General features: G+C 43.4%; 15 protein-coding genes. 5 read left to right on the forward strand and 10 right to left on the reverse strand.

Annotated features, from left to right (window positions below):
- Nucleotides 1-4: 4 nt before the first annotated feature.
- From MUK70_RS19540 to MUK70_RS19550, 3 genes are all read right to left on the reverse strand, one after another.
- Complete coding sequence (locus MUK70_RS19540; protein WP_234654713.1) at nucleotides 5-1474, reverse strand: PKD domain-containing protein; 1470 nt, start codon at nucleotides 1472-1474, stop codon at nucleotides 5-7.
- Between the two features lie 149 nt (nucleotides 1475-1623).
- Entirely contained in the window at nucleotides 1624-2346 is a 723-nt protein-coding gene (locus MUK70_RS19545) for a LytR/AlgR family response regulator transcription factor (RefSeq protein WP_234607688.1), read from the reverse strand.
- 2 nt (nucleotides 2347-2348) lie between these two features.
- Nucleotides 2349-3449 (reverse strand): sensor histidine kinase, encoded by a 1101-nt coding sequence (locus tag MUK70_RS19550; protein WP_234654715.1) that lies wholly within the window; start codon nucleotides 3447-3449, stop codon nucleotides 2349-2351.
- 298 nt (nucleotides 3450-3747) lie between these two features.
- On the opposite strand from MUK70_RS19550, the gene ahcY reads away from it, so the two are divergent.
- On the forward strand, nucleotides 3748-5064 hold the full coding sequence (gene ahcY / locus MUK70_RS19555; RefSeq protein ID WP_234654717.1) for an adenosylhomocysteinase: 1317 nt from the start codon (nucleotides 3748-3750) through the stop codon (nucleotides 5062-5064).
- Nucleotides 5065-5231: 167 nt separating this feature from the next.
- On the opposite strand, the gene MUK70_RS19560 is transcribed toward ahcY, so the two are convergent.
- The 4 genes from MUK70_RS19560 to MUK70_RS19575 form a co-directional block, all read right to left on the reverse strand.
- Nucleotides 5232-5603, reverse strand: a complete 372-nt coding sequence (locus tag MUK70_RS19560; protein ID WP_234654719.1) for a T9SS type A sorting domain-containing protein — start codon at nucleotides 5601-5603, stop codon at nucleotides 5232-5234.
- The gene (locus MUK70_RS19565) at nucleotides 5600-10165 is read right to left on the reverse strand and encodes a M4 family metallopeptidase (RefSeq protein ID WP_234654721.1); all 4566 of its coding nucleotides are present in this window, start codon (nucleotides 10163-10165) and stop codon (nucleotides 5600-5602) included. The genes MUK70_RS19560 and MUK70_RS19565 overlap by 4 nt, the downstream gene beginning before the upstream one ends.
- A gap of 148 nt (nucleotides 10166-10313) precedes the next feature.
- Nucleotides 10314-11180 (reverse strand): mechanosensitive ion channel family protein, encoded by an 867-nt coding sequence (locus MUK70_RS19570; protein WP_234654723.1) that lies wholly within the window; start codon nucleotides 11178-11180, stop codon nucleotides 10314-10316.
- Between the two features lie 109 nt (nucleotides 11181-11289).
- Nucleotides 11290-12171 (reverse strand): SHOCT domain-containing protein, encoded by an 882-nt coding sequence (locus tag MUK70_RS19575; protein WP_234654725.1) that lies wholly within the window; start codon nucleotides 12169-12171, stop codon nucleotides 11290-11292.
- A gap of 170 nt (nucleotides 12172-12341) precedes the next feature.
- Between MUK70_RS19575 and MUK70_RS19580 the strand changes: the two genes are divergently transcribed.
- The 4 genes from MUK70_RS19580 (at nucleotide 12342) to MUK70_RS19595 (ending at nucleotide 16930) form a co-directional block, all read left to right on the forward strand.
- Nucleotides 12342-14177, forward strand: coding sequence for a T9SS type A sorting domain-containing protein (locus tag MUK70_RS19580; protein ID WP_234654727.1), 1836 nt, complete (start codon nucleotides 12342-12344; stop codon nucleotides 14175-14177).
- Between the two features lie 202 nt (nucleotides 14178-14379).
- Nucleotides 14380-15243 carry a hypothetical protein gene (locus tag MUK70_RS19585; protein WP_234654729.1) on the forward strand — a complete coding sequence of 288 codons (864 nt, stop codon included), beginning with the start codon at nucleotides 14380-14382 and terminating at the stop codon, nucleotides 15241-15243.
- Nucleotides 15244-15372: 129 nt separating this feature from the next.
- The gene (locus tag MUK70_RS19590; RefSeq protein ID WP_244784476.1) at nucleotides 15373-15888 is read left to right on the forward strand and encodes a hypothetical protein; all 516 of its coding nucleotides are present in this window, start codon (nucleotides 15373-15375) and stop codon (nucleotides 15886-15888) included.
- A 205-nt stretch (nucleotides 15889-16093) separates the two neighbouring features.
- The gene (locus MUK70_RS19595; RefSeq protein WP_234654731.1) at nucleotides 16094-16930 is read left to right on the forward strand and encodes a hypothetical protein; all 837 of its coding nucleotides are present in this window, start codon (nucleotides 16094-16096) and stop codon (nucleotides 16928-16930) included.
- Nucleotides 16931-17040: 110 nt separating this feature from the next.
- Here the strand turns inward: MUK70_RS19595 and MUK70_RS19600 are convergent, their stop codons facing one another.
- From MUK70_RS19600 to MUK70_RS19610, 3 genes are read right to left on the reverse strand one after another with little or no spacing between them, the layout of a single operon-like run.
- Entirely contained in the window at nucleotides 17041-18405 is a 1365-nt protein-coding gene (locus MUK70_RS19600; protein WP_234654733.1) for a TolC family protein, read from the reverse strand.
- Between the two features lie 32 nt (nucleotides 18406-18437).
- A complete protein-coding gene (locus MUK70_RS19605) occupies nucleotides 18438-21563 on the reverse strand; it encodes an efflux RND transporter permease subunit (RefSeq protein WP_234654735.1) in 3126 nt (1041 codons plus the stop codon).
- Between the two features lie 13 nt (nucleotides 21564-21576).
- Nucleotides 21577-22668 carry an efflux RND transporter periplasmic adaptor subunit gene (locus tag MUK70_RS19610; RefSeq protein WP_234654738.1) on the reverse strand — a complete coding sequence of 364 codons (1092 nt, stop codon included), beginning with the start codon at nucleotides 22666-22668 and terminating at the stop codon, nucleotides 21577-21579.
- Nucleotides 22669-22762: the final 94 nt, after the last annotated feature.

Raw genomic sequence — 22762 nt, forward strand, 5'->3', positions numbered from 1 at the left:
TGCATTATTCCCTCAACACTTTTCCTTCCACATTGTCCGCAAACGTATTGACGGTTTCAATGTCTTCGTTTACGCTCGCCTGATAGTTTACATAAACACCGTATCCGCCGCTGCCTGATATTTTGGAGTTTTTGATCTGCATTCTGGCTTGGCTCCCGTAAACCGCAATGTTCACTTTTTTACCCGAAACCAATGCTGTGCTTCCGCCGCCGGTTATTTCCACATGTTCAAAAATGTTGTTTACGCTGGTTGTGTAGCATATCAAACCTCTCCAATAAGCTGGCTTGTTTTCAGCGCCTTTGATAACGATTTTGGCAGTTTGTGTTCCAGTTGCATTGATATAACCTTCATCGATGGACATTCTTGCTCCCTCCGACATTTCAATCACGACACCCGGACTGATCTTCCAATTGGCGTCAACCGTAAGGCCTTCCAGCACACGGTAAGGCGTTTTGTCTTTGAATCCCTGCCAAATCACTTCTGCGGTAATGTTTTTAGAAAGCTGCGAAGCGAAAATTTCCACCACATTACGTCCGTTTCCGTTTGTGAAAGAGGAGTTAACGTCCAGTTTGGCAACATTATCGGCATCCAGCAGAATGCCGGCTTCGGTGTTGCCTTTGAATGTGTTTTTTGTAAACGAAGATAGAATTACGCCTCTTTCAATCCACAAACCATATCCGTCATTCTGCTCAAAAAGGCTGTTTTTAATAGACACTTCTGCTTTCGAAGAACCCGCTATGGCCATTCCGGCTTTTCTACCACTAAACAGCACTTTACTTCCGGCGTGCAAAACCTGCACATATTCCAACGCATTAGCGCTGCTCGACGAGCGGAAAATGACTCCGGCCCAAAAACCTTTCTTGGTTTCTTTTCCGATCAGACGGATCAGTTTCGTAGAATCGCCCTTTGCGAGTAAAATTCCGCCATTGTCATTTACTTCCAGCCTTGCATCCCTCGCAAAAGCGATCACAACGCCTGGCTTCAATGTCAACTCAGCATTCACAGAAACATTTCCATTGGCAATGTAGTCCGGCACCTCAGGATTGTCAATGCGATCTTCCAGTGTGGTTTTCACAGCAATATTCGCGTCCAGCACGATCGGCTGGATCACCGTCGCTGTGATCAGGACTTTGTCTTTGCTTTCGCCGTTAGCATTGCTTGTGGTCAGCTCAACTTCGTATTCACCGGGAAGGTCTGTTTTGAATGTTGGCTTGCTCACCGTTGCCGAGCTTAGGGCGGCTGTGCTTCGTGCTGGTCTTTTGGTAAATGTCCAGCGGTAATCGAATGGTTTGTTTTCACTGTCGGTTGAGGCACTTCCATCGAGCGTTACAATGTCACCGGCGTTCACATTCTGATCCGCACCGGCGCGGGCAGTGAGCGTGTTTCCGGGTTTAACATCTTCATCTTCCTTGCAGCTTGTCACGAAAAGGGCAAGTGAAAAGAGGGCAAGCAGAATTCTTTTACTTTTTAACATGGCTATTTTGATTTACTGGACACTGATTTTCGCCATCGGCTAAATGGCGGTGCAATGGTAACCCGAAATAGCGAGGTGGGAAATTACTGTCGATTAACAGCAGGTTTTATCGACAAAAGGCGTCAGTAGACGCTAATTTTGACCGTTTACTAAAAAGTCAGTTTGAATCGTCGCTGGCAATCGTTGCGGAAGTTGCGACCGATAGGAAGTTCTTTTCCTGCAATTTCAATTTTATGAGCATGGTAACTTTCCACTTTATCCACCGAAACAATGAACGACCGGTGCACGCGAATGAAGCTGTCTTCCGGAAGCAGTTCTTCCAGCAAACTTATTTTTTGTTTAGTAATCAGCACCTTGTCTTTCAAAACAACCTTAATGTAATCGCGCAAGCTCTCTACCCAAAGAATGTCATTCACATTGACCTTCACCATCTTCCTATCCACTTTTAGATATAAAAAGACTTCCTGATTGCTCACGGCAGCTCTTTGTGCAACCGAAACGGATTGGTTGGTAACATTCAAACCGGTAAAAACTTTGTCCATGGCCCGCAAAAAGCGCTCGAAAGGAATGGGTTTCAACAAATAATCCACTGCATTCAGATCAAACCCCTCGACGGCATAATCCTGGTACGCAGTTGTAAAAACGACCTTGGGCGGCGTTTTGAGGCTTCTTAACAGCTCTGTTCCGGTAAGCCCGGGCATCTTGACATCCAGGAACATCAGATCTACTTTTTGTTGCTGTAAAACCTGGAAAGCCTGAATCGCGTCCTGGCAGCGGGCAACGATCTCTATTTCACTGAAATTGCGGAGATAGTTGTCCAGCACTTCAATGGCATGGGGTTCGTCGTCTACCAAAATCGCTTTTATTTTCATCGTCAGGCAATTTCAATTTTTTTATCCAATTCCAATTCCAGGATCACCGCGAAAACTTCATCCTCTTCCAGAATTTTGAGCTGATGCGCAGACGGATACAAAATCTCCAGTCGCTTTCTAACATTCGCCAGCCCAATGCTCACATGATGATTACGGTTGTCCTTCAAATCGGGGCTGTCTGGTTTGCTGTTTGATATTTTGAATTTAAGCAAATTGTTTTTGACGCGCAGATCAATGTTGATCCAAGCCTGCCCCACCTGCTCACTCGCCCCATGCTTAAAAGCATTTTCCACCAACGGAAGAATCAGTAAAGGTGCGATTTTGTATTCATGGGACAGTCCGTTAATACTGAAATTAATATCCAGGCGCTCTTCATAACGGATTTTTTCAAGCGCGATATAACTCTCCACAATTTTGATATCGCGCTCTAAATTAACCACATCCGTGTTCGCCTCGTAAAGCATATAGCGCAAAATTTCGGACAGTCCCATGACCACCGAAGGCGATTGCGGCGATTGGTTTAATGTTAGTGCGTAAAGATTATTGAGTGTATTGAAAAGAAAATGTGGGTGTAACTGTCCCTTTAAAAAGTTGAGTTCGGCCTCTATGGCTGCTTGTCGTCTTTCAAACCACATTTTAAAAAATTTAACTGATAAGGCCACCCAAACAAAAATATTTGTCTGTTCAAAAGCGCTGATCAGATAAACCGGCTTGGTAAGTTGCTGCCAAAAACTTCCTTCCAGCTTCTTCCAAACGAATGTCGGGTCCTTCTTCTTTATAGCGCTGTAAATAATCGGATCGGCAATGAGTATCTCCATTATTCGAAAAGCAAGCGTTGAAAAAAGCACTGCAGCAATGAGCAGGACAAAAAATTCGATCCGCTTTTTCCTGTTGAAAAATTTCGGGATAATTACATATCCGATCGAATAGAAATAAGCAATGTGTATAGGCATAAACAGGGCAACAACCCTGACCGCAATCCAATAATCCGGCATTCCGGCACCATAAATTACAGTCAGGATGACCAGCACGACGATCCAAAATGTCGCATGCTGGGAGATTCTCAACCGGACGGGATGCGTAAGGTGGACGTTTGAGCGCATAGGCAAATATAAATAATTCAGCGCCTATTTCCGGAGGGCACAGACATTGTCGACAAAGGTCACCTTAATGTCGACGAACGACATTAAGCCCGCTACTTTATCTTATCAAGACAAAATATCTGCCAGAATAGCCAATACACCATGTCCTCACTTGCAAACAACATTATTAGGAGCATTGAAAAGATAAAATATCTAAATTGAACACCAAAATCACAATTTGTATCTATTTTTCTTCCCATTCGTGGTTTTTCTACTTAGTTTTGCATAAAAATAAAGATATAAACTAAACTGTCAAATAATGGCGACGTCAACAGAAACGTACATTCCTTACAAGGTAAAAGACATCAGTTTGGCCGAATGGGGCCGTAAAGAAATTACGCTTGCAGAAGCTGAAATGCCGGGTTTAATGTCAATCCGCGCAGAATACGGTCCATCACAGCCCCTTGCGGGTGCACGTGTTGCCGGTTGCTTGCACATGACGATCCAGACTGCGGTTTTGATTGAAACGCTTACTGCATTGGGTGCTGAGGTTACCTGGTCTTCATGTAACATTTTCTCAACTCAAGATCACGCAGCAGCGGCGATCGCAGCAGCGGGAATCCCGGTTTACGCTTGGAAAGGCATGAACGAAGAAGAATTCAACTGGTGTATCGAGCAAACATTGTTCTTCGGTGAAGACCGCAAGCCATTGAATATGATCCTGGATGACGGCGGTGACCTTACCAATATGGTTTTCGACGAATATCCTGAGCTGATCGAAGGCATCAAAGGGCTTTCGGAAGAAACGACAACAGGTGTGCTTCGTCTGTATGACCGTTTGAAAAACGGAACGCTTCATTTGCCTGCAATCAATGTAAATGACTCTGTTACAAAATCAAAATTTGATAACAAATATGGCTGCCGCGAATCGCTTGTAGATTCAATCCGTCGCGCAACTGACTTAATGCTTGCTGGTAAAGTGGCCGTTGTGGCTGGTTACGGTGACGTGGGTAAGGGTTCAGCAGAATCACTTCGTGGCGCAGGATGCCGTGTATTGGTTACTGAAATTGATCCAATTTGCGCGCTTCAAGCTGCAATGGACGGCTTTGAAGTTGTAACCATGGACGAAGCTGCAACACGTGCAAACATTTTCGTTACAGCAACAGGAAACTACAAGATCATTACAGATCGTCATTTTCTTGCAATGCGTGACAAAGCGGTTGTTTGCAACATTGGTCACTTTGACAATGAAATCGATATGGCGTGGTTGAACTCGACTTACGGCGATTCAAAAGTGCAGATCAAACCACAGGTTGACATTTATTCAGTTGCCGGCAAAGACGTTATCGTTCTTGCAGAAGGCCGTTTGGTAAACCTTGGATGCGCAATGGGCCACCCATCATTCGTAATGTCATGCTCATTCTCTAATCAGACGCTTGCACAAATCGAACTTTGGACAAACACTGCGGCATACGATAAAAAAGTATATGTCCTTCCAAAAGCATTGGACGAAAAAGTGGCAGCATTCCACCTAGGCCACGTAGGCGCTAAGTTGGAAACGCTGTCTGACGAGCAAGCGGCTTACATCGGTGTTTCTACTGAGGGGCCATTTAAGTCAGAGACTTATCGTTATTGATTTTGGGTTGATAATTATGGCGTCCCGGTTCTTAGAACCGGCACGCTTTTTTTGCTGCTCAGGATAGACTTCCCAAGTTTCGGAAACTTGGGAAGTCTTTTTTATGACTGCAATGGGAGTGAACCAATGTTGGCAAAGAGCCGAGCATTTATCGGCTCCCTCTATCACTAGTAATCAAACTGCTCCCGTTGCACGATCAGCTTCTGGGAATAAGATTCTTTTCCCTTCGTAAACCGAACGATGTATATTCCATTTGGGAGTTGGGAAATATCCAGTGTTTCATCCGTCCGGTGTTGCAGCTTTAAACAACTAAATCCTGTTTGATCCACCACCTCTAAATTGAAGTCAACCAATGGTTTTGTCGATTTAAATCTTACCGTTGAAGCGGCAGGATTAGGATAAATGGTGACTGCGTTAGTCGTTGTCTTCACTGGATAAATGGTTAATCCATATTTACTTTTGATGATTTTATCCTGAGCCTCTGCTTGAAATGCAGAAAGACTAAATAATAGGATTGCGCCTGATATGATCTTCTTCATGGTTTCGGCTTTTTGGTTGAAAAGATGTATTCAAAATCAAAATCAATGCTGCATCCCACCCATCTGCCGCCGAACACGCCCGATTGTGGTATCAAATCTAAAAGTGGCATCTTCTTGCCCTGAACGGCTGGCAAAGCATCATATAAAAGCAGAGCAAAATCATACGTTGGGCTTGCGGCATAACTGTCGTCTTTCCCATAGAGGTCTGTAATTTCAAGGTGAAAGTGGTACAGAGCTGTGTCCTCTGGCAAATCTCCATTGACTTTCGTCTGGAAAAGATCTTCTGGAATAAATACTACCCCCAGTCCATTCACAGCGCAATTCCACTCTCTGGAATAGCCCTTGTCACTTGTCACAGTAACTTTGTAGGAATAAGAATATGTATCCGCAAATTCCCCGTCCTTGACATCCACTGTGAAGCCCAATTGAGGATAAAAAACATCCCCTGAGCCTTGGTCCGGATCATTTGGATCGTTTAGATCCCCAGGCTCTGCTTCATCTACATCAGGATCATATTCTTTAATTTCTTTCCCATTCTTTTTCTCGTCCGGTGCATTTCCCGTCCGGAAATGTGCGAAAGTGTAGGTTTCCGGGAAATGTGTTGCTGTCGGCGTTTTGGTCATCGCCGGAGCATCCCAGGTGTAATCTGTATTTACTTCCAAATTGGTGATTGTTATGCTATTACCAAAAACTTCCTTTTCGAACACAATCACATTATCCTGCCATAATCTAAAAAGGTGTCCAGCCGGAGCCCACTGTTCGTACCAGGAGAATTCTGCTTTATGGTTATCGACAGTTTGCGCACCGTCACTCGGGTATTTAAGATTTGTCTTAGCTGGTCGTATCCAGTAAAATGAGAAGGGAGAATATGGACCTACAATCCACTCTCCTTTTTCGTCTTTCGCTTTTGCTCTTACCTTCCACCGAAAACCTCCCTTTATCTTTGAAGGAACATCACCAACATCCCTTAAAACACTTAATTCGGAAGTCGAGCCATTCGTATCGTCTTCAATAGGGTCCTCTACAAACTCAACAGAATAGTCGTATTCTGCCGCCCCTGCGATTGGTGACCATGCAAAAACTTCTTTGGGTGTTGATATTCCATAATTGAAGACGGCATCATTGATAGGCGAAAGCAATGCAGGAGCAGGAATTAAGGAATAGTCAACCACGAAAGTGGAAAAGTATTTTTTTCCAAACTCTTTTTCAGTAATGAATGGTGGTGTGGCCTCCTTGTATGGCTCGAACGCCCATGTATATACTTTGCCATCCGATATGTCGGGAAGCTTCAAGTCTTCATGGTCGTACAGCACTTCCGGCAGTTCCCTGTCATCCTTCTTATCCTGGATGTGGTAGCGGTAACCACTTGCACCGGGCGCTTCGTCAGCAGAAAGTAAAATGTCTTGGCCAAACGGAGGTACATGTTCACCATTAGCGGGAGCAGGTGGAACTAGCAATGGCGATTCTGGCAAGTCAGTCTGGAATGACATTGGATCAGTCCATGTGCCGAAAATGTCAATATCGGTCAGTCCGGTTTGCACAAATTTCTTCAGCCCCTTGTCCCAGGTAACGCCCTCTTCTGATCCAAGCTTATGAGTTGCAGTGATTTGCCAGCTATAATCGCGTTCCTTAGCCAGTGCAAGCTCATTGGCTTCTGCCTCATCACTGGTCGCTTCGACAGGAACATCCTGCACAGGCACTTTGCCTGTCAAATCCGTTACCCTCAGAACATAACCAGCCGCCCCAGGTGTCGCCTGCCACTCAAAGACGCTTTTCCAGGCGGTGAGCTTATCATGTTCCAGCGGAGCGATTGGTTTAGTAGTAATTGGAGCAACTGTTACTTGTAAGATGGGGCTCCAATTGTTTACCATCATTTCAAGGGCACGACATTCCAGATTCCCGCCCAATGAGCTCGCACAACCTGGCCCGCCAGCGGCATAAAGCCTGCTTCGAACATAAAAGATCCCTTCTTCTAAAAAGAATTTGGCTGTGTTTGTGCGCTTACCCGGGTCTTTTTCATCGATGTAAGGAAGCAGCACCTCGGTTGTATGCTGAAAGGCACGGTAAACCGGTGACACCAGATCGTTGAATGCTACATCTTTCGAAACTTCGAACAGGCGATATGCAATTTTGTCGGGGAAGTATTCGTCAGAACGGAATTGTGCATTAAATGGATCCACAATTTTAACTTCGTTACCATCAGCATCAACGGCCCATAATTTAGGTTGGGGAAGAAATTCTTTGCCAATCACACAGGTAAGTGCGTCATTACATTTCTTCCATGTTCCTGATGTTTCTTTATAACCGTGAAATAAAATTGAAGATTGGATGGCGGCTACCACATCGTCGAAAGTTGGGTTCGAGGGAAGGAAATATTGAAAGGCAGCAAACATGATCTTTTCCGGAACACCCTCTTCAAGCCCGGTAAAAAAGCGAGTTTGCCCATTTTCATTAGTAAAGCCGGTAAGCGGGGTTCCCTTGGAGATCAAATAATAAAATTGTGTCCAGACTCCTGCCATTTCATCTGGATTCGCAACGTCCCAACCCTTTCCATTGTAAAAATTTAATTGCCCTTTTGATTTTGGGTTAAAGAAACTGCGTAAGTAATTGCCGTCTCCGAAAAGATCTGACCCGATAGTCCATAGTGCTTCATCACCTTTGGATAATCGATATTCATTGCTGATCTCTAAGCCGAAAATATCCATTAAAGCTTTGCGAATAGCTATTGATTCTTTTGATTCGGGCAGTTGAACACTTTTCACCGTGTTATAAATCCCGGCGAAGTAATTTCCTGCAATCTGATCCAAGGTCATTTTAGCGGGATCTGAATCAGATTTGATTTGAGCAAGATATGCTCCTGGGATAAAGTTAGGACTCGGAGAGCCTATAAGGTGTTCAATAAATTTACTTGTGCCCTTAAGCCCTATAAAATTAAACTTTTTAGCAAAATGGTCCACGCTTGCTCTTATACCATGACTGAGACTGACAATCGATTTAGACAGCGATACATTATTATCAATAGTATAAATACCATCGTTATCTAGATCAATTGCATAATAGGGAGCATCGGGACTTATTGGGTTAAAAACTTCCGTAAGTATTAAAACATCAACATCCTGACAATCCGCAATCCAATGAACTTGTTTACCCTGGGGGTCATTGTCAAGACTTGCAACTTGTACGCTAATTGGAACCAGGCCATTCCAACCTTGCGCAAGCGTATTTGGCCCTACAACGCAATCCGAATTATCGAAACCCCATCCGTCACCAATCCCGGCTGCCTTAAAGGCATTTTGAATTTGTTGGTAAACGTGCGAACCATCCGCATATCCCATTTCCTCTGCCATCTCAAGCATTGCGACGCGAACATCAGGGAATGTTGACGACCATGAAAGTTTTTCTGTAAAAGTCCGGAAAAAGAGTTTTAGCGACAGTTCATAAGTTGCCGCTGGATTATTAGGAATAAGTGGTAATACGATGAAAGTCCCTTTCGCCGGGTTTTGATCAATGTAACCTGTTTCACCAACATTCATGCGAAAAAATATCTTATTAAGAACCATCCCATTAGCGTGGGGGTCATAACCAACGTCACCTGGTTTTTTCCAAAACAGGCCCTTATAGCATTCAGGCATTGACCAAAGATGCGGTGAGTTTGTAAAATTCCTCTCGCTGTCCAGTCCTTGCTCTTGTATAATAAAGCTCCAATCCGGATTTGCAAAACCTGCACCCGGGTCATTCAGTACTGCGGAATAATTCTTTAAGGCGCCCCCAATAACGTCTGCAAATCCTTCGCCCAAAGAATAACTTTCTTCATTACCCTGACCGTTGCCCCATGCCCAAAGCCAAATAAGGTGCGTGGATTCATGCCCTATTACGTCCCTGCTTAGCTGCGGATTAGTAAGCCCTTGTCCAACATTGTATGCTACAATTGGTGGGCTAACCTGCGCCACCGCCGAGGGATAAACAGTGGAAACTATGTTTGTAACAGTCTGTAGGCCGTCTTTATCAGCACCTTTCCATCCAAACAAATTATATGTCATTCGGTTGAACTCCTGCGTATGCGCTAATACACTAATTCCGAACAGAGTCGGATGAGGATGTGTAAAATTGCCGGATAGTGTGTTTAAATGCAGCATTGTGTTGAATGGCCCGTTTTGACCTGGTGCACTCACTGGCGACGCGAACGGATAAATTACCTTATCAATGCCATTATCGGGATCTATTCCCTCGCCAACTACCTCCACATTGCCATACAATCCCAGTGCCTCATTTTTGAAGGAACACAATGCTACTGAGGTAGAGGCCGGATCATTTGGATCTCTGAGATACTTGGTCGCGTAAAGGGGAACGTTGCCATGATAGTTGGTCTTCCCGGACGGAATCTTATATGGCTCGGCAGCATACATTGTTCCAAAAGGGCCAGCCTTTTCCTTAGGAAGATAGTAGGGCTGCGCATAGCTAACGCAATGAGAGACAACCAATAATGCCAACATTGCAAGACATTTGCGCAAGAAGGCATTCATCGCGCTCTTTTTGCGCGCGGAATTATAGAGTTTCGACATAGAGTTGGGTTAAACAGCGCAAAAAATGACTTATGTTATCCTTGATTGGAGCAAAGGATAGCATAAGTCATTTTACGGAAAGAATAGATTGAGCCTGCGGTTTGTATGAGCTATTCTAAGGAAAACACATCTGAACTTACACTTGTTGCTAATCTTTTGTGAGCGGAGGCAAGAGATCCAACGGCCGTACCTGCGTAGGAAAAGCAATATTATTCTCATCAAAAACCTTTTTGATCGCCTTCATAGCCAAACTTTTTGCTGGCCCCGGACCGATCTTCACCTGATCAATCCAGATTAACACCTCAAAATCAATGCTTTTTTCGCTAAAACGGATGAAGTTTAGTTCTACCATTTTCTTTTTATCCAAAAAAGGAAGTGGGTTAATGGCGGAAAGCGCTAGCTCTTCGACCATAAACAAATCGTCCTTGTAACCAATGCTGCATTCGAGCTGCACCCTCCTATCGCCTGAATGTGTGAAGTTTACGATTGGTTTTTGAAAAATATCTTTACTTGGAAGTTCGACCAGCTGACCCGCGAAATTATCCAGCTTCACCGACCGTAATCCTATTGAAAGCACTTTGCCCGTAAATCCATTGGTTTCAATGACATCGCCTACTTTGATGGGCCTCTGAATGGCAATGAAAGCTCCTGATATAAAGTTAGTTGTAAGATCCTGGAAAGCGAAACCAAGCGCCAATGCAAGCACGCCGGCTCCGGCCAGCAATGATGTTACTGTTTTGTCCAAACCCAAAACACCCAAAGCAAAAAACAAGCCTGTCGTGACGATGGCTATACGGGTTAATGCGGAAATCAGACTGACCAATGCAATGTTTTGGGATGCCCTTCCGAGTCCTTTTTCCATAAAACGGCTACCGTAACGTGCCAGGAAACGAAAAACCACGAGTATCAGGATCGCAATGATGAGGTTAGGAACAAAACGAATACTTTCGTCGAACCATTTGTCCAGTTTCACTACGATCGGATTGGCTATTTTGGAAATTTGTGCAAATATCATGGTCGGGTATTTGGCGCAAATAACGTTAAAATAACCCCTAAAACATATAAAAGCGGCCGGGGAAATGGTTTCCCCAGGCCGCTTTTATCCATATATATCGTTTCAAACTTTACAGTCTCGAAAGCAATTCCTGCTTTTTCGCTTTAAATTCTTCCTCACTTATCTGCCCTTTCTCAAACAAAATATTCACCTTTTCAATGGTTGCAATAATGATGTCCTGGGGGCTGCGGTCAGTCGTACTGCGGTCAGCCGGGCTGCGGTCAGTGGTTTCACTACGCAAATCGGCTGTGGATGTCACGTCATACGCAATCTCTGGCGTGGGCTGCGTTTGCTCGCCCGGTTCTGAAATCAATTGCAGACTGCCCAAATCGACTTGCCCTTCCTGGCTGGTGAACTTGTAGGAATTTCCCGAACCTTGCTGCTGCGAAATGCCCGTAATATGATGGTGTTTGGTGTCATAAATTATCTGCTTGCCATTTTCCTCAATCACCAACCTTCGTACCGGCGCAAAGTAAGCGTAGCGAAAGTTATTTTGCGAACCGCTTGCTGTCGGATTGCCAAAAACCGCTGGCCAAGAACCGCTTGAAACCGAAGAGAACCCGTTTCCTTGGTGTTGTGATGAAAAACGGTCGACCGATGGCTCACTGGCAGTTGGACGATCTAAGTTGGAATGATCCGTAATCGGACGCTCCGCGGTTGGACGGTCCGCAGCTTCTTCGTATAAAACGTTGGTAGACACCAGTTCCGACAATTCATTGCAAAGCTTGTCCACTATGCTTTTCAACGAATTATTGAACATATCACCCACCATCGTCATACCGCCTTTCATCCACTGTCCGGAGCCGCCCAGTTCAGCAATGTTGAACTGGGCCATTGTTCCGTTTCCGCCGATTACTGCTTTTAAGAGTGACTCAACAGTCTCGTTTTTGAGATTATATTTTGATGCAATCTCTTCAATGTATTGTTTCCCTAAACTTGTAAGTGCTTTCATGATATATTTCTTTCTTTCTGTATACGTCATAAAAATAGTGCCATGGGTTCCTTGGATAACCTGTTATTACAATCCGCCAGATCAATAGGTTGACCGTCTAATAATTCCTTTATCATCCTGAGGTTTTCATAAAATAGATTCGAATCATTATTCACTTCACAAATTTTAACATGAAAAGAAACTACACATTATTATTTCTATTCGTTGCCAGCACGCTGTTTGCCCAGCCTGGGTCATTAGACAATACGTTCGGACAAAGCGGGAAAGTAATGACGGATATTAGTCAACTGTTTAATTTTGGATATAAGCTATTGGTCCAACCCGACGGAAAAATCATTCAGATCGGATTTTCTGCACCTGCTCAGTTTTATGGCAATTTCAGCATTGTTCGTTACGACACGAACGGATCGCTGGATTCTACCTTTGGAATCAACGGAATTGTAGAGACTTTTTTTGGAAGCGACGAAGATGTCGCATTCTCCGGTACTCTACAGCCGGACGGCAAAATTATTGCAGCAGGTTATTCCTGGAATGGCACAACCTATGATTTTGCCATGGTCAGATATACGGTAGACGGATTTAGGGATATGAATTTCGGAGTTAATGGCGTTGTGACAACGGACTTCGCAAATAACTATGACAAAGCAAACCAAGTTATACTTCAAGCAGACGGCAAAATCCTTCTCGTAGGAGTCTCAGGCGATCAGTCCTCAATAGACCTGGATTTGGCCTTTGCCAGATATGATTCTAATGGATCTCCTGATAATAACTTCGGCACTAATGGCAAGACATTAATAGACATAGATGCTAGCAAAAGGTGGCAGTCTGCCAGAGCTGTGACTTTACAAAGCGATGGAAAAATTGTTATAACTGGCTTTACTGACCTACCAAACCGAAATGGTTCTTATACCAATGTATTGATTACCACTCGGCTTAATTCAAATGGGGTCCTAGATAAGGGATTTGGCATTAATGGTACGGTAAAATCCGAAATAGGGGAAGATGCTGTCGGAATTTCAATTAAAACACAGTCTGACGGAAAACTATTAGTTTTGGCATCAAGTAAAGCCGTTAAAATTGGAGGTTACGAAGACTTCGTACTAGTAAGATATCTGTCAAACGGAATGTTGGATAGTAGTTTTGGTCAAAACGGAATAGTGATCACTACTTTTGACAACACTGATGACATTCCCGGAGATTTACTTATTCAACCGGATGGAAAAATAATAGCCGTTGGCACAGTTGCAGTTAACAATGGATCGACCCTTGATTTTGTAATGGCTCGATACAAGCCTGATGGGTCGCCGGATAACACATTTGGAAATGGCGGAAAAATTAAAACTGACTTTGCCGGAAGCTGGGACTTCGGCACATCCGCCACTCTTCAAAAGGATGGGAAGATCCTAATCGGCGGTTACTCCAGAAATGGCAATGACTATAATTTTGCGTTGGCAAGATATAACAATGATTCCTCTCTACCCGTAAAACTGCTCTCCTTTGAAGCCCGATTGATAGAATCAAAAGTTCAGCTCAATTGGAAAACGGAACTTGAAATTAACAACGACTATTTCGAAATACAGCGAAGTTCCAACGGTGTAGAGTGGTCAAAAATAGGGCTTATAAAATCTAACAACAACGTAAATAATTCATATTCCTTCACCGATTCAAGCCCCTGGACAGGTGTAAATCTTTACCGTCTTAAAATGGTTGACACTGACCGGACTTTTGCATTCAGCGGTATTAGAGAAATTATTCTTAACTCAAATTTACCGCTAGACCTGGTTGAGGTTTTCCCAAATCCCGCCCACGAAAAGCTAAATATCAAAATCAATAATTGCTCGCCGAAAAGCGTTGAACTAGTCGACCAATCTGGACGAACAGTCTACTTCTCAGACAAATATGTTGAATCCATTGACCTTGGAAACTTTACAGCTGGGCATTATATGCTTCTATTTATCCAGAACGATGGATCACACATTTCTAAGAAAGTTGTCATTCAAAACTAAAACGCGAACAATAAACCCCAGCAGATTTAAGCATCTAATCGATACTACAATGACATCTCAAAATATTGTCATTATCGACTCAGTGTGTAGTCTTAACCGCAGGCTAATTAAATCCTACCACTTGTCCAATAGATTTCTCCTGCGCGTGCTACCGCGATATGTTTGGTGCAGTTAAACGAATTTTTAATTAAATATTAAAATTATGAAATTACTTCACAATGTCCCTGCGGTCACCAAAGCGATTATTCTTGCCGGATTAATGAGCGCATGTCAGAATGAGAAAGATGCAATTATCTCACCCGCTACATCGCATGAACAGGCGACTGACGCAAACGCCAAAACAGTTACAAAACTGTTGGTTAAAGACGGCGATGCCAGCCTGTCCTATTCCGGAGTAAGGAATGTTTTTACAAAAGAAGTTGTGAATAGCAAATATTCGAAAGAATATGCGTATTCCGGAAACAAAATTATTGGCACATATACGAATCTTGCAAACTATAATAAGATTAATTCATATGACACTTACACGCTGAATGCTAAGGGGCTTTGTGTAGAAAGTGCTATTATGCCTACACTGGAGTATACGACAACTTATGTATACAATGAAATGAATCAGCTGCTTTTGGCTTACAACAAAAACAAACCTAATCAGCGGCAAGAATACCAATATGAGATGGATCCGGATGGTCAGGGGTCATCACTTTATTCTGTTACCTTTTACGATAAAAACGATGTACTATTAAAAGAGGTGCTCTTCAAATATGTGGACGGCACGGATGGTGGATATGCTTCGTTTGATTGGTTTCCGGTAAATCCAGAACATTTGGCTCAGGCCACGAACAAATACTTGCCGATTTTCGGAAAGTTTAGCAGGTTTTTGCTAAAACAAACCATCGAAAAAATATACTACATCCCCAATGGTGTGCCGGCTGAAAAAGTTTACAATTATACATATGCATTGAGTAATGATGGCTCATCAGCGATTAAATCTATTGTAACAAAAGACAGCTGGGGTAAAACGATATCATCAATTGAAAGAAAGTATACAACGCCAACAGGGTTGTAGTATTAGTTATTTTAAATAAAAAACGGGCCAGGCAGCAATGTTGCCATGCCCGTTTGTTATTTACCGCACGCTCACTGAGCCCTGCCGCTTGCCTATTGTTTTGTTATTCCAATTAATTCAGCAATATGTTTGGCGCAGTATATATTAAATGCAGACAGTTTATGTGTAGAAAGTACTATCAACAATAATACCACAATTTACGAGTATGCGAATGGCTATTTGAGAAAAACGTATAACAAATCAAAGCCTAATCAAAGGAGAGAATTCATCTACGAATTTGCTCCTGATGGCGTCTCGAAAAACCTTAGTAAAACAACATATTATGATGAAAATAATATACAAGGCGGCGAGACATTATACACATATTTCATCAATGGGCAAGGAATGGTTGACTTACATCCAATTTACCACGATCTTTTCGAATCAGTCAGTTGCAGGTATCTTCCAATATTTGGAAAATTTAGCGCACACCTGGTCAGGACGACTATTATAAAAAATAAGAACTTTGACGATTTCAAATACCTGCGTGAGTACACTTTTTATCCGGATGGTAGGGTAAAAACAGAAAAAGTTTCAAATCTCGATAATGGGGTTTTCTATTTTACAAATGGGAAAAAATATTCTAGTCCAATGTCAGCGAATTGAAAAATGCTATTTATTAATAGAAATGCACTGGAACGTCTGCAATGTTAGAAACTTATAAATAATGCAATTTAAAGCACTAAGATGTCACATTTTTGACCGAAAAATCAACAGTGTCGGCCAATTAACTATTGGATTCTTGATCTGAACAATTATGGAATAAGTTTGGTCCAGTTAAAATCAATTTTCAAACACAAATATGAACAGTATGAAATTACTTCAAAATTTACCCACACTAATAAAGGCAATGATTGTTGCCGGTATGCTGGGAGCCTGCCAGAATGAGAAAGAGGCTGCATTGAGTCCAATTGTGGAGCAAGGACAAAATGCAGATTATCAAAATGCGAAATTATCACCTTCATACAAAGTCAACAGGCTACTTAGTGAAGGCAGTAACGTATTTCAGTATACCGGACCATATCGAAGAATATTCAGGCTGATCAATGAGGCCACAAAAGAATATACCGAATTCAACTACACAAATGCAAATCAGATCTCATCAATTAAGTATAATTCGTCAACCCAAGAAATCCTAGAAAAATCGGTTTACGTTTTAAACTCCGAAGGAAAGTGCACCCAAAGTCACCATAAAAAGAATGGTGCGTCAGATACCGAAGTTTATATTTATGAATACAATTCTGACGGGCGTGTCAAAAAGTCTTACAAGGAAAGTTATCCAAAAGACTATCAAGTATTTGTATATGGTACGGTTAATGGAAAAATCAACTTACAATCCATTCAATACTATACTGGCCCTACAAAATACAAAGAACAAACTTTTTCCTATTACTACATGCAAGAAGATAAGGCGAAAATTAATCCTGCGTGTATAGCTCTTGGACGAGGAAAGTATCTGCCTATTTTTGGCAACTTCAACGAACATTTGGTCAAGGATATTAAAGAAAGTTCTTTCACAAATCAAGGAATCTCCTCCTCAACCATCAGCCGGGAATTTACCTATTCATGGAATGAACAAATTGAAACTGTTACAGAAAAAAATAACTTGGGAGTACTTTCGACTAAAAGGAAGTATGGAGTGTTATAACAACTGATTTTTCCCCAACAAAAAGAAGAACCCCAAACATTATCCGGGGTTCTTCTTAAATACACAACCTAAACACAACCTGTTGATCATTATTAACGCTGAGTAAAATATTATAGCTGATCCTTTACATTCCCCGTAATGCGGTCCAATTCTATTTTTGAGGATAAATAATCATAAACTGCTTCCAGATAATTGGATTTTGCCGCTGTCAATGCAAATTCGGAATCTATCAGTTCAAGCCGGGAAGCGACGCCTTTTTCATATCTGTACTTCGTGATAGAATAACTTAGTTCTGCGGTTTCGGAGACGTTTTGCTGGGTTTTTATCCGTTCAGATGTTTCTACCAGACTTGCTAAAACCTGCTTGACTTCGGTTTTAAGTTGTTCCTGAGCATTGTTGTAAATGACATCAGCTTGCTGTCGCTCGATTTTGCCTAATGCTATTTTGTTCACATTTTGATTTCCACTAAAGATGGGAATTGAAAACTGGACTCCTGCGAAGAAAACGGGTGGATATGCAGCATTACCAAAACGAAACTGATTAGTCTGCGTTTGAATTTGATATTGGCTTATGAAACTCACAACCGGTAGCCGCGCCGATTTATATAAGTCGATTTCTTTATCATTGATTTCTTTGTTCAATGTAAGAATCTGCAAATCGGGTCTTTGTTGAATGGATAATTTATATGTTCCTTCTTCCGCCGGAATCGACTCATCGGAATTGAGTTCGAGGGAATCGGAAAGCACGTAATTTGTCTCCGAAACATCTCCTAGCAAGTTACGCAATTGCTGCTGGCTAATCTGTAATGCATAATTAAGTCTCAGCACATCAGGTTCCAGATTTTTTACAGATGTATAGGCTCTCAATGTGTCCACGCGTAATGCGCGGCCTTGTGCAAGCAATGAGCGCGAATCATTTAACGCCTTTTGGTTTCTGACAATGCTTTCCTTTTGCAACTTCAGCCTCTCATTCAAAACAAGCAGCTGAACGTAATTTTGCTTTACCTGCGCCACCACGTCCACTTCCCTTTGACGAAAGGAAAGCTGACTCTGTTTTTCAAGAAGCTTTCTGCGCTCGATCTCATGCTTCGTGCCGGAATTGTAAATAGGTTGAACCAGTGAAATTTGAGCTGCGCCAATATCCTCTCCGCCAAATCTGGCGTAACCAATCTTTTCAGAATTGCTGGTGTTTCCATTAAGGCCGAAGAAAACCGGCTTTTGAAAATAGTGCTGAAACTGGCCTGTCAAACTAATGTTGGGCATCAACAAACCGCGCGTAATGGCGGTCTGTTGTTTTGCTTTGTGCATGTTGATCGAGTCGATCCGCAGGTCGCGGTTGCGGCTTTGCGCGAGCTCGATCGCCTTTTGCAATGACAGCGTTTCGGTCTGCCCGAAGGACAGCAAAGGACTCAGCATCAGCAGAATGGCAAATGCTCTTACCGATTTTATATCTTGATTTAAAAATAACTTTTTCATGATTGAAATGTGATGTTAATGCTCCCTGAGGATTAATGCGTGTGTACTAAGGTCTCTTCTGCAATTGCTTCGTTTCCATCTTCCTTACGCTTTTTATGCGGCCTGGACAGGTAAGAATATATCGAAGGAATTACATAAAGCGTCAGAATTCCGGCGAAGATCAAGCCGCCCACTACCACGATTCCCAGTGACTGGCGGCTTCCCGATGCTGTCCCAAGCGACAGTGCAATAGGCAATGTTCCGAAAATCATCGCAAGCGTGGTCATGAGGATGGGACGGAACCTGGATACGGCTGCTATCTTGGCGGCTTCAAATGTTGACGTGCCTCCTTCCTTGCTTTGGTTGGCAAACTCAACGATCAGGATCCCGTTTTTGGTGATCAGACCAATGAGCATAATGATCCCGATCTGGCTGAAAATATTAACTGTCTGTTCTGTGAACCAAAGACTTAGGAGTGCGCCTGTTAAAGCCATGGGCACTGTCAGAAGAATAATAAACGGATCCACCAAACTTTCAAACTGTGCGGCCAGAACCAGATAAATCAGGACGATGGCGAAAATGAATGCGAAGATCAAACTTGAACTACTTTCTGAATAATCACGGCTTTGTCCTGCCAATGCTGTGCTGAAACCCTTCGGAAGTTCTTTGGACGTGATTTTATCCAATTCCTGAATGGCTTCACCCAAGCTTACCCCAGCGGCGGGCGTTGCTGAAATAGTCGCGCTGTAAGATTGGTTGTAACGGTAAATCGCAGGAGGACTAATTCCTTCATTTTGCTTGGTAAGGTTGTCCAGGGACACCATTTGACCACTTCCTGATTTCAAATACAATGATTTCAAGTCATAAGGCGCAGACCTGTCTTCCCGGTCCAGCTGGCCGATCACTTCGTACTGGCGGTCATTGTGGATAAAGTAACCGTATCTCCTGCTGCTTAGCGCAAGTTGCAATGTTTGCCCGATGGCCTGTGTGGAAATGCCCAATTGGGCAGCGCGTTGACGGTCGATGCTGATGCTGATTTCGGGGCGGTTGATTTTGAAATCTGCGTCAGCAAAAACCAGCTTTTTATTGCCGCTCACCTCGCCCATCAGCTTTGGCATAATGTCAATCAGTGCTTTCAAATCAGGTGCCTGAACAACATATTGAACTGGCTGCGTATTTCCGTAACCACCAATGGTCGGCAGCTGAATGGGGATAATAAGCACATTTCTGAACTTTTGCGAAGCGCCAACAAGCTTCATAAATATCTGCTGTTGCGTCAATCCGCTTTTACGGTCCTTAGGTTCTTTGAGAAAAATCCATTGAAACCCGCCGTTCACAGGCTGCGTTAATGTTCCACCCGCGGCTGCAACAGCCGTATATGTACGCTCTTCGTTCAAATCAGGAATGGAATCGCTCACGAAATTTCCAATTTCCTTCATGCTTTGCTCCATACTTTCATAAGACGTGCCTTCGGGAGCCATTACCGCGAGTCCTACCATAGACCTGTCTTCCAGCGGCGCAAGCTCGGACGGCAGTTTCGGTGCAAGCCAGAAAGCAACACCAAATGACACCAAAAGCAATACGATACCCAACCAGCGTACTTTCATAAATGCTGAAAGCGATCGAGCGTAAGCATTGTTCATGGATACAAACCAAGGCTCAGTCTTTTTATAAAGCCAGTTTTGCGAAGTGCCCGATTTGAGCAGGTAAGCACTCATCATAGGCGTCAAAGTAAGCGCGACGAATGCTGAAACAGTCACTGAACCCGCTACGACAATGGCAAATTCTTTGAACAAACGACCCGTAAGACCGCCCAAAAAGAGGATTGGCAGGAACACCGCGACGAGTGTAATGGTGGTGGAAATAACAGCGAAGTAAATTTCATTTGAACCTTCCCGTGCCGCCTGGATGGGCGACATTCCTTCTTCAACTTTACTATAAATGTTTTCCAAAACGATAATCGCATCATCGACCACAAGCCCAATCGCCAAAACCAACCCCAAAAGTGTAAGAACATTGATTGAGAAATCGGCAATGTACATGATGAAAAAGGCCGAAACGATCGAAACAGGGATGGCCAGCAGGGGGATCAACGTGCTTCGCCAGTCTCTCAGAAACACGAATATGATGAGTGAAACCAACGCGAAGGCAAGCAATAATGTCTCTTCAACTTCTGATAATGAGTTTCTTACTGGAACTGTAAAGTCTTTACCAAGGGCGATTTCGTATTCTTTTGGAGCTGTCTTTTTAATTTCTTCAAAACGTTTCTTAAACTCATCCACAATGGCCAGCGAGTTGGCGCCACGCTGCGGGCTTACACCCGTTCCTACGCCGTAATCGGCAACTTTACCATTATATACAATCATCGCAGTCCGTTCATTTTGAGACGACATTACTGCCTGCCCCACATCTTTGAACCGCACAATCGCTCCGTCACTTTCCCTCAGGATCATGTTATTAAAATCATCCTCCGTAACCAGCCTTCCCTGCGTCCGCAATGTTACTTCGGTGTTTTCGCCTTCAATGCGACCACTCGGTAAATCCACGTTTTCACGTTGTAATGCAGTTTGAATGTCAGTCGGCGTGAGGCCGTAAGAAGCCAACTTTACCGGATCCATTCTTAATCGCATGGCGCGTTTTCTGCCTGCGTATGAATCCACTAGCCTTACGCCGGGGATGGATTGCAACCTTTCCTTGATGTTGATATTAACAAAATCGGTAACATCTTCCAGTGTTTTGGTCTTGCTTTGAACGGTAAGGAACACCAGGAAATCCGCGGGTCCCGCTTTCTCCACAATAGTCGGTTCAATGTCGGTCGGCAGTTGCTGGCGGGATTTAGAAACCTTATCCCGAACATCATTTGCCGCTGCTTCCAGATCAGCATTCAATTCAAATTCAACGGTGATAATGCTCACCTGTTCGCGGGAAGTGGATGATACAGAACGGATTCCGTTCGCTTCCGCAATAGCTTCCTCCAAAGGCTTTGTAACCTGAGAGGCAATGATGTCGGCACTTGCACCGGGATAAACCGTTGTTACCATTACAATCGGGGAATCAGTAACGGGATATTCCCGCGTTCCCAAAAATGTGTAACCAACAATCCCGAAAAGTATAAGCAGTACGGACATTACCCCGGCCAGAACCGGCCGGGAAATACTTACTTGTGAAATAGCACTCATGACTAATAGATGTTTATTTAATAGAGACCAATTGAATGGCCGAACCTGGTGTTAAACGCAGCATATTGCTTGTAATAATCGTGTCGCCAGGAGCAAGTCCTTTTGTAACGTGCACAGAATAAGCATTGCGCTCGCCTACCTCGATGGCTTTGAAACCTGCCTTGCCCGCGTTGGCCACATATACGCTGTATCCTTTCGAAGACGGGATTAGCGCCTGATTTGGGACCATTAAGGCATTACCGGTGTTGCTTAAACGTAAGGTCAGGCGCGCACTCTGGCCCGGTAACAACTCACTGCCTTTGTTATCCGTTACGGCACGCATTAGCAGTGTTTTGGTTTTTTGATCAAGACCTGCCTCATGCGCGACGATCCTGCCTTTGTAGATTTTATCGTTGGATTCAACGTTGTACTGTACCTCATCGCCTGTTTTCAGCGTGTTTGCATGTTTTTCAGGAACGGCGAAATCAATTTTCAAGCGGCTGTTATCGGTTAGCAAAGCCAGCGGACTCCCCGGAGTTACAAATGCACCGGTGTACACATTCACAATGCCCAAGTAACCACTAAATGGTGCGCGGATGCTTGTTTTTGCGATCATTACTTTCAGTTGCTCAATTTTCGCTTCCAAAACTTTCAGATTCGTAAATGCCTGATCGTAATCTTGCTGAATGGCTGCTTCCCTGTCAATCAAGTCTTTAAGTCTTCTTTCATTAAGTAAAACCAGTTTTTCCTGTTGTTTCAATTGTTCCAGTTCTGCAAGCAAATCGGCGTCATCCAGTTTGAACAACAATGTTCCGGCTTTTACGAATTTTCCTTCTTTGGCATGAACCGCGATCACTTTGCGGTTAAGTTCACTTGAAATGCTTACTTCCTGATAGGCCATCAGCGTTCCCGAAACAGTCATTTCTTCATTTAATGATTCCGAATGAAGCACCTGGCCGTCGACGGGGACACCGACCGCGGCGACGCCGGCAGGTTGCTCTTTTGCTGTTGCTTTCGCTGGCTCAGGCTTTTCGGATGTGTATCCCTTAAAGAATACGGATAACAATATCACGGCAGTAATAATGAGGCCTGATATGATCTTGGCAGATTGAATGGTCTTTTCCATGTATAGATTAATTTAAATATTTCGATTGATTAGATAATGGTTTTTTATTTTTCATGGCTAACAGGACTTGTTAGACTTTAGACTTGCTAAGTCT

The organism is Dyadobacter chenwenxiniae, from assembly GCF_022869785.1.
GTDB lineage: Bacteria > Bacteroidota > Bacteroidia > Cytophagales > Spirosomataceae > Dyadobacter > Dyadobacter chenwenxiniae.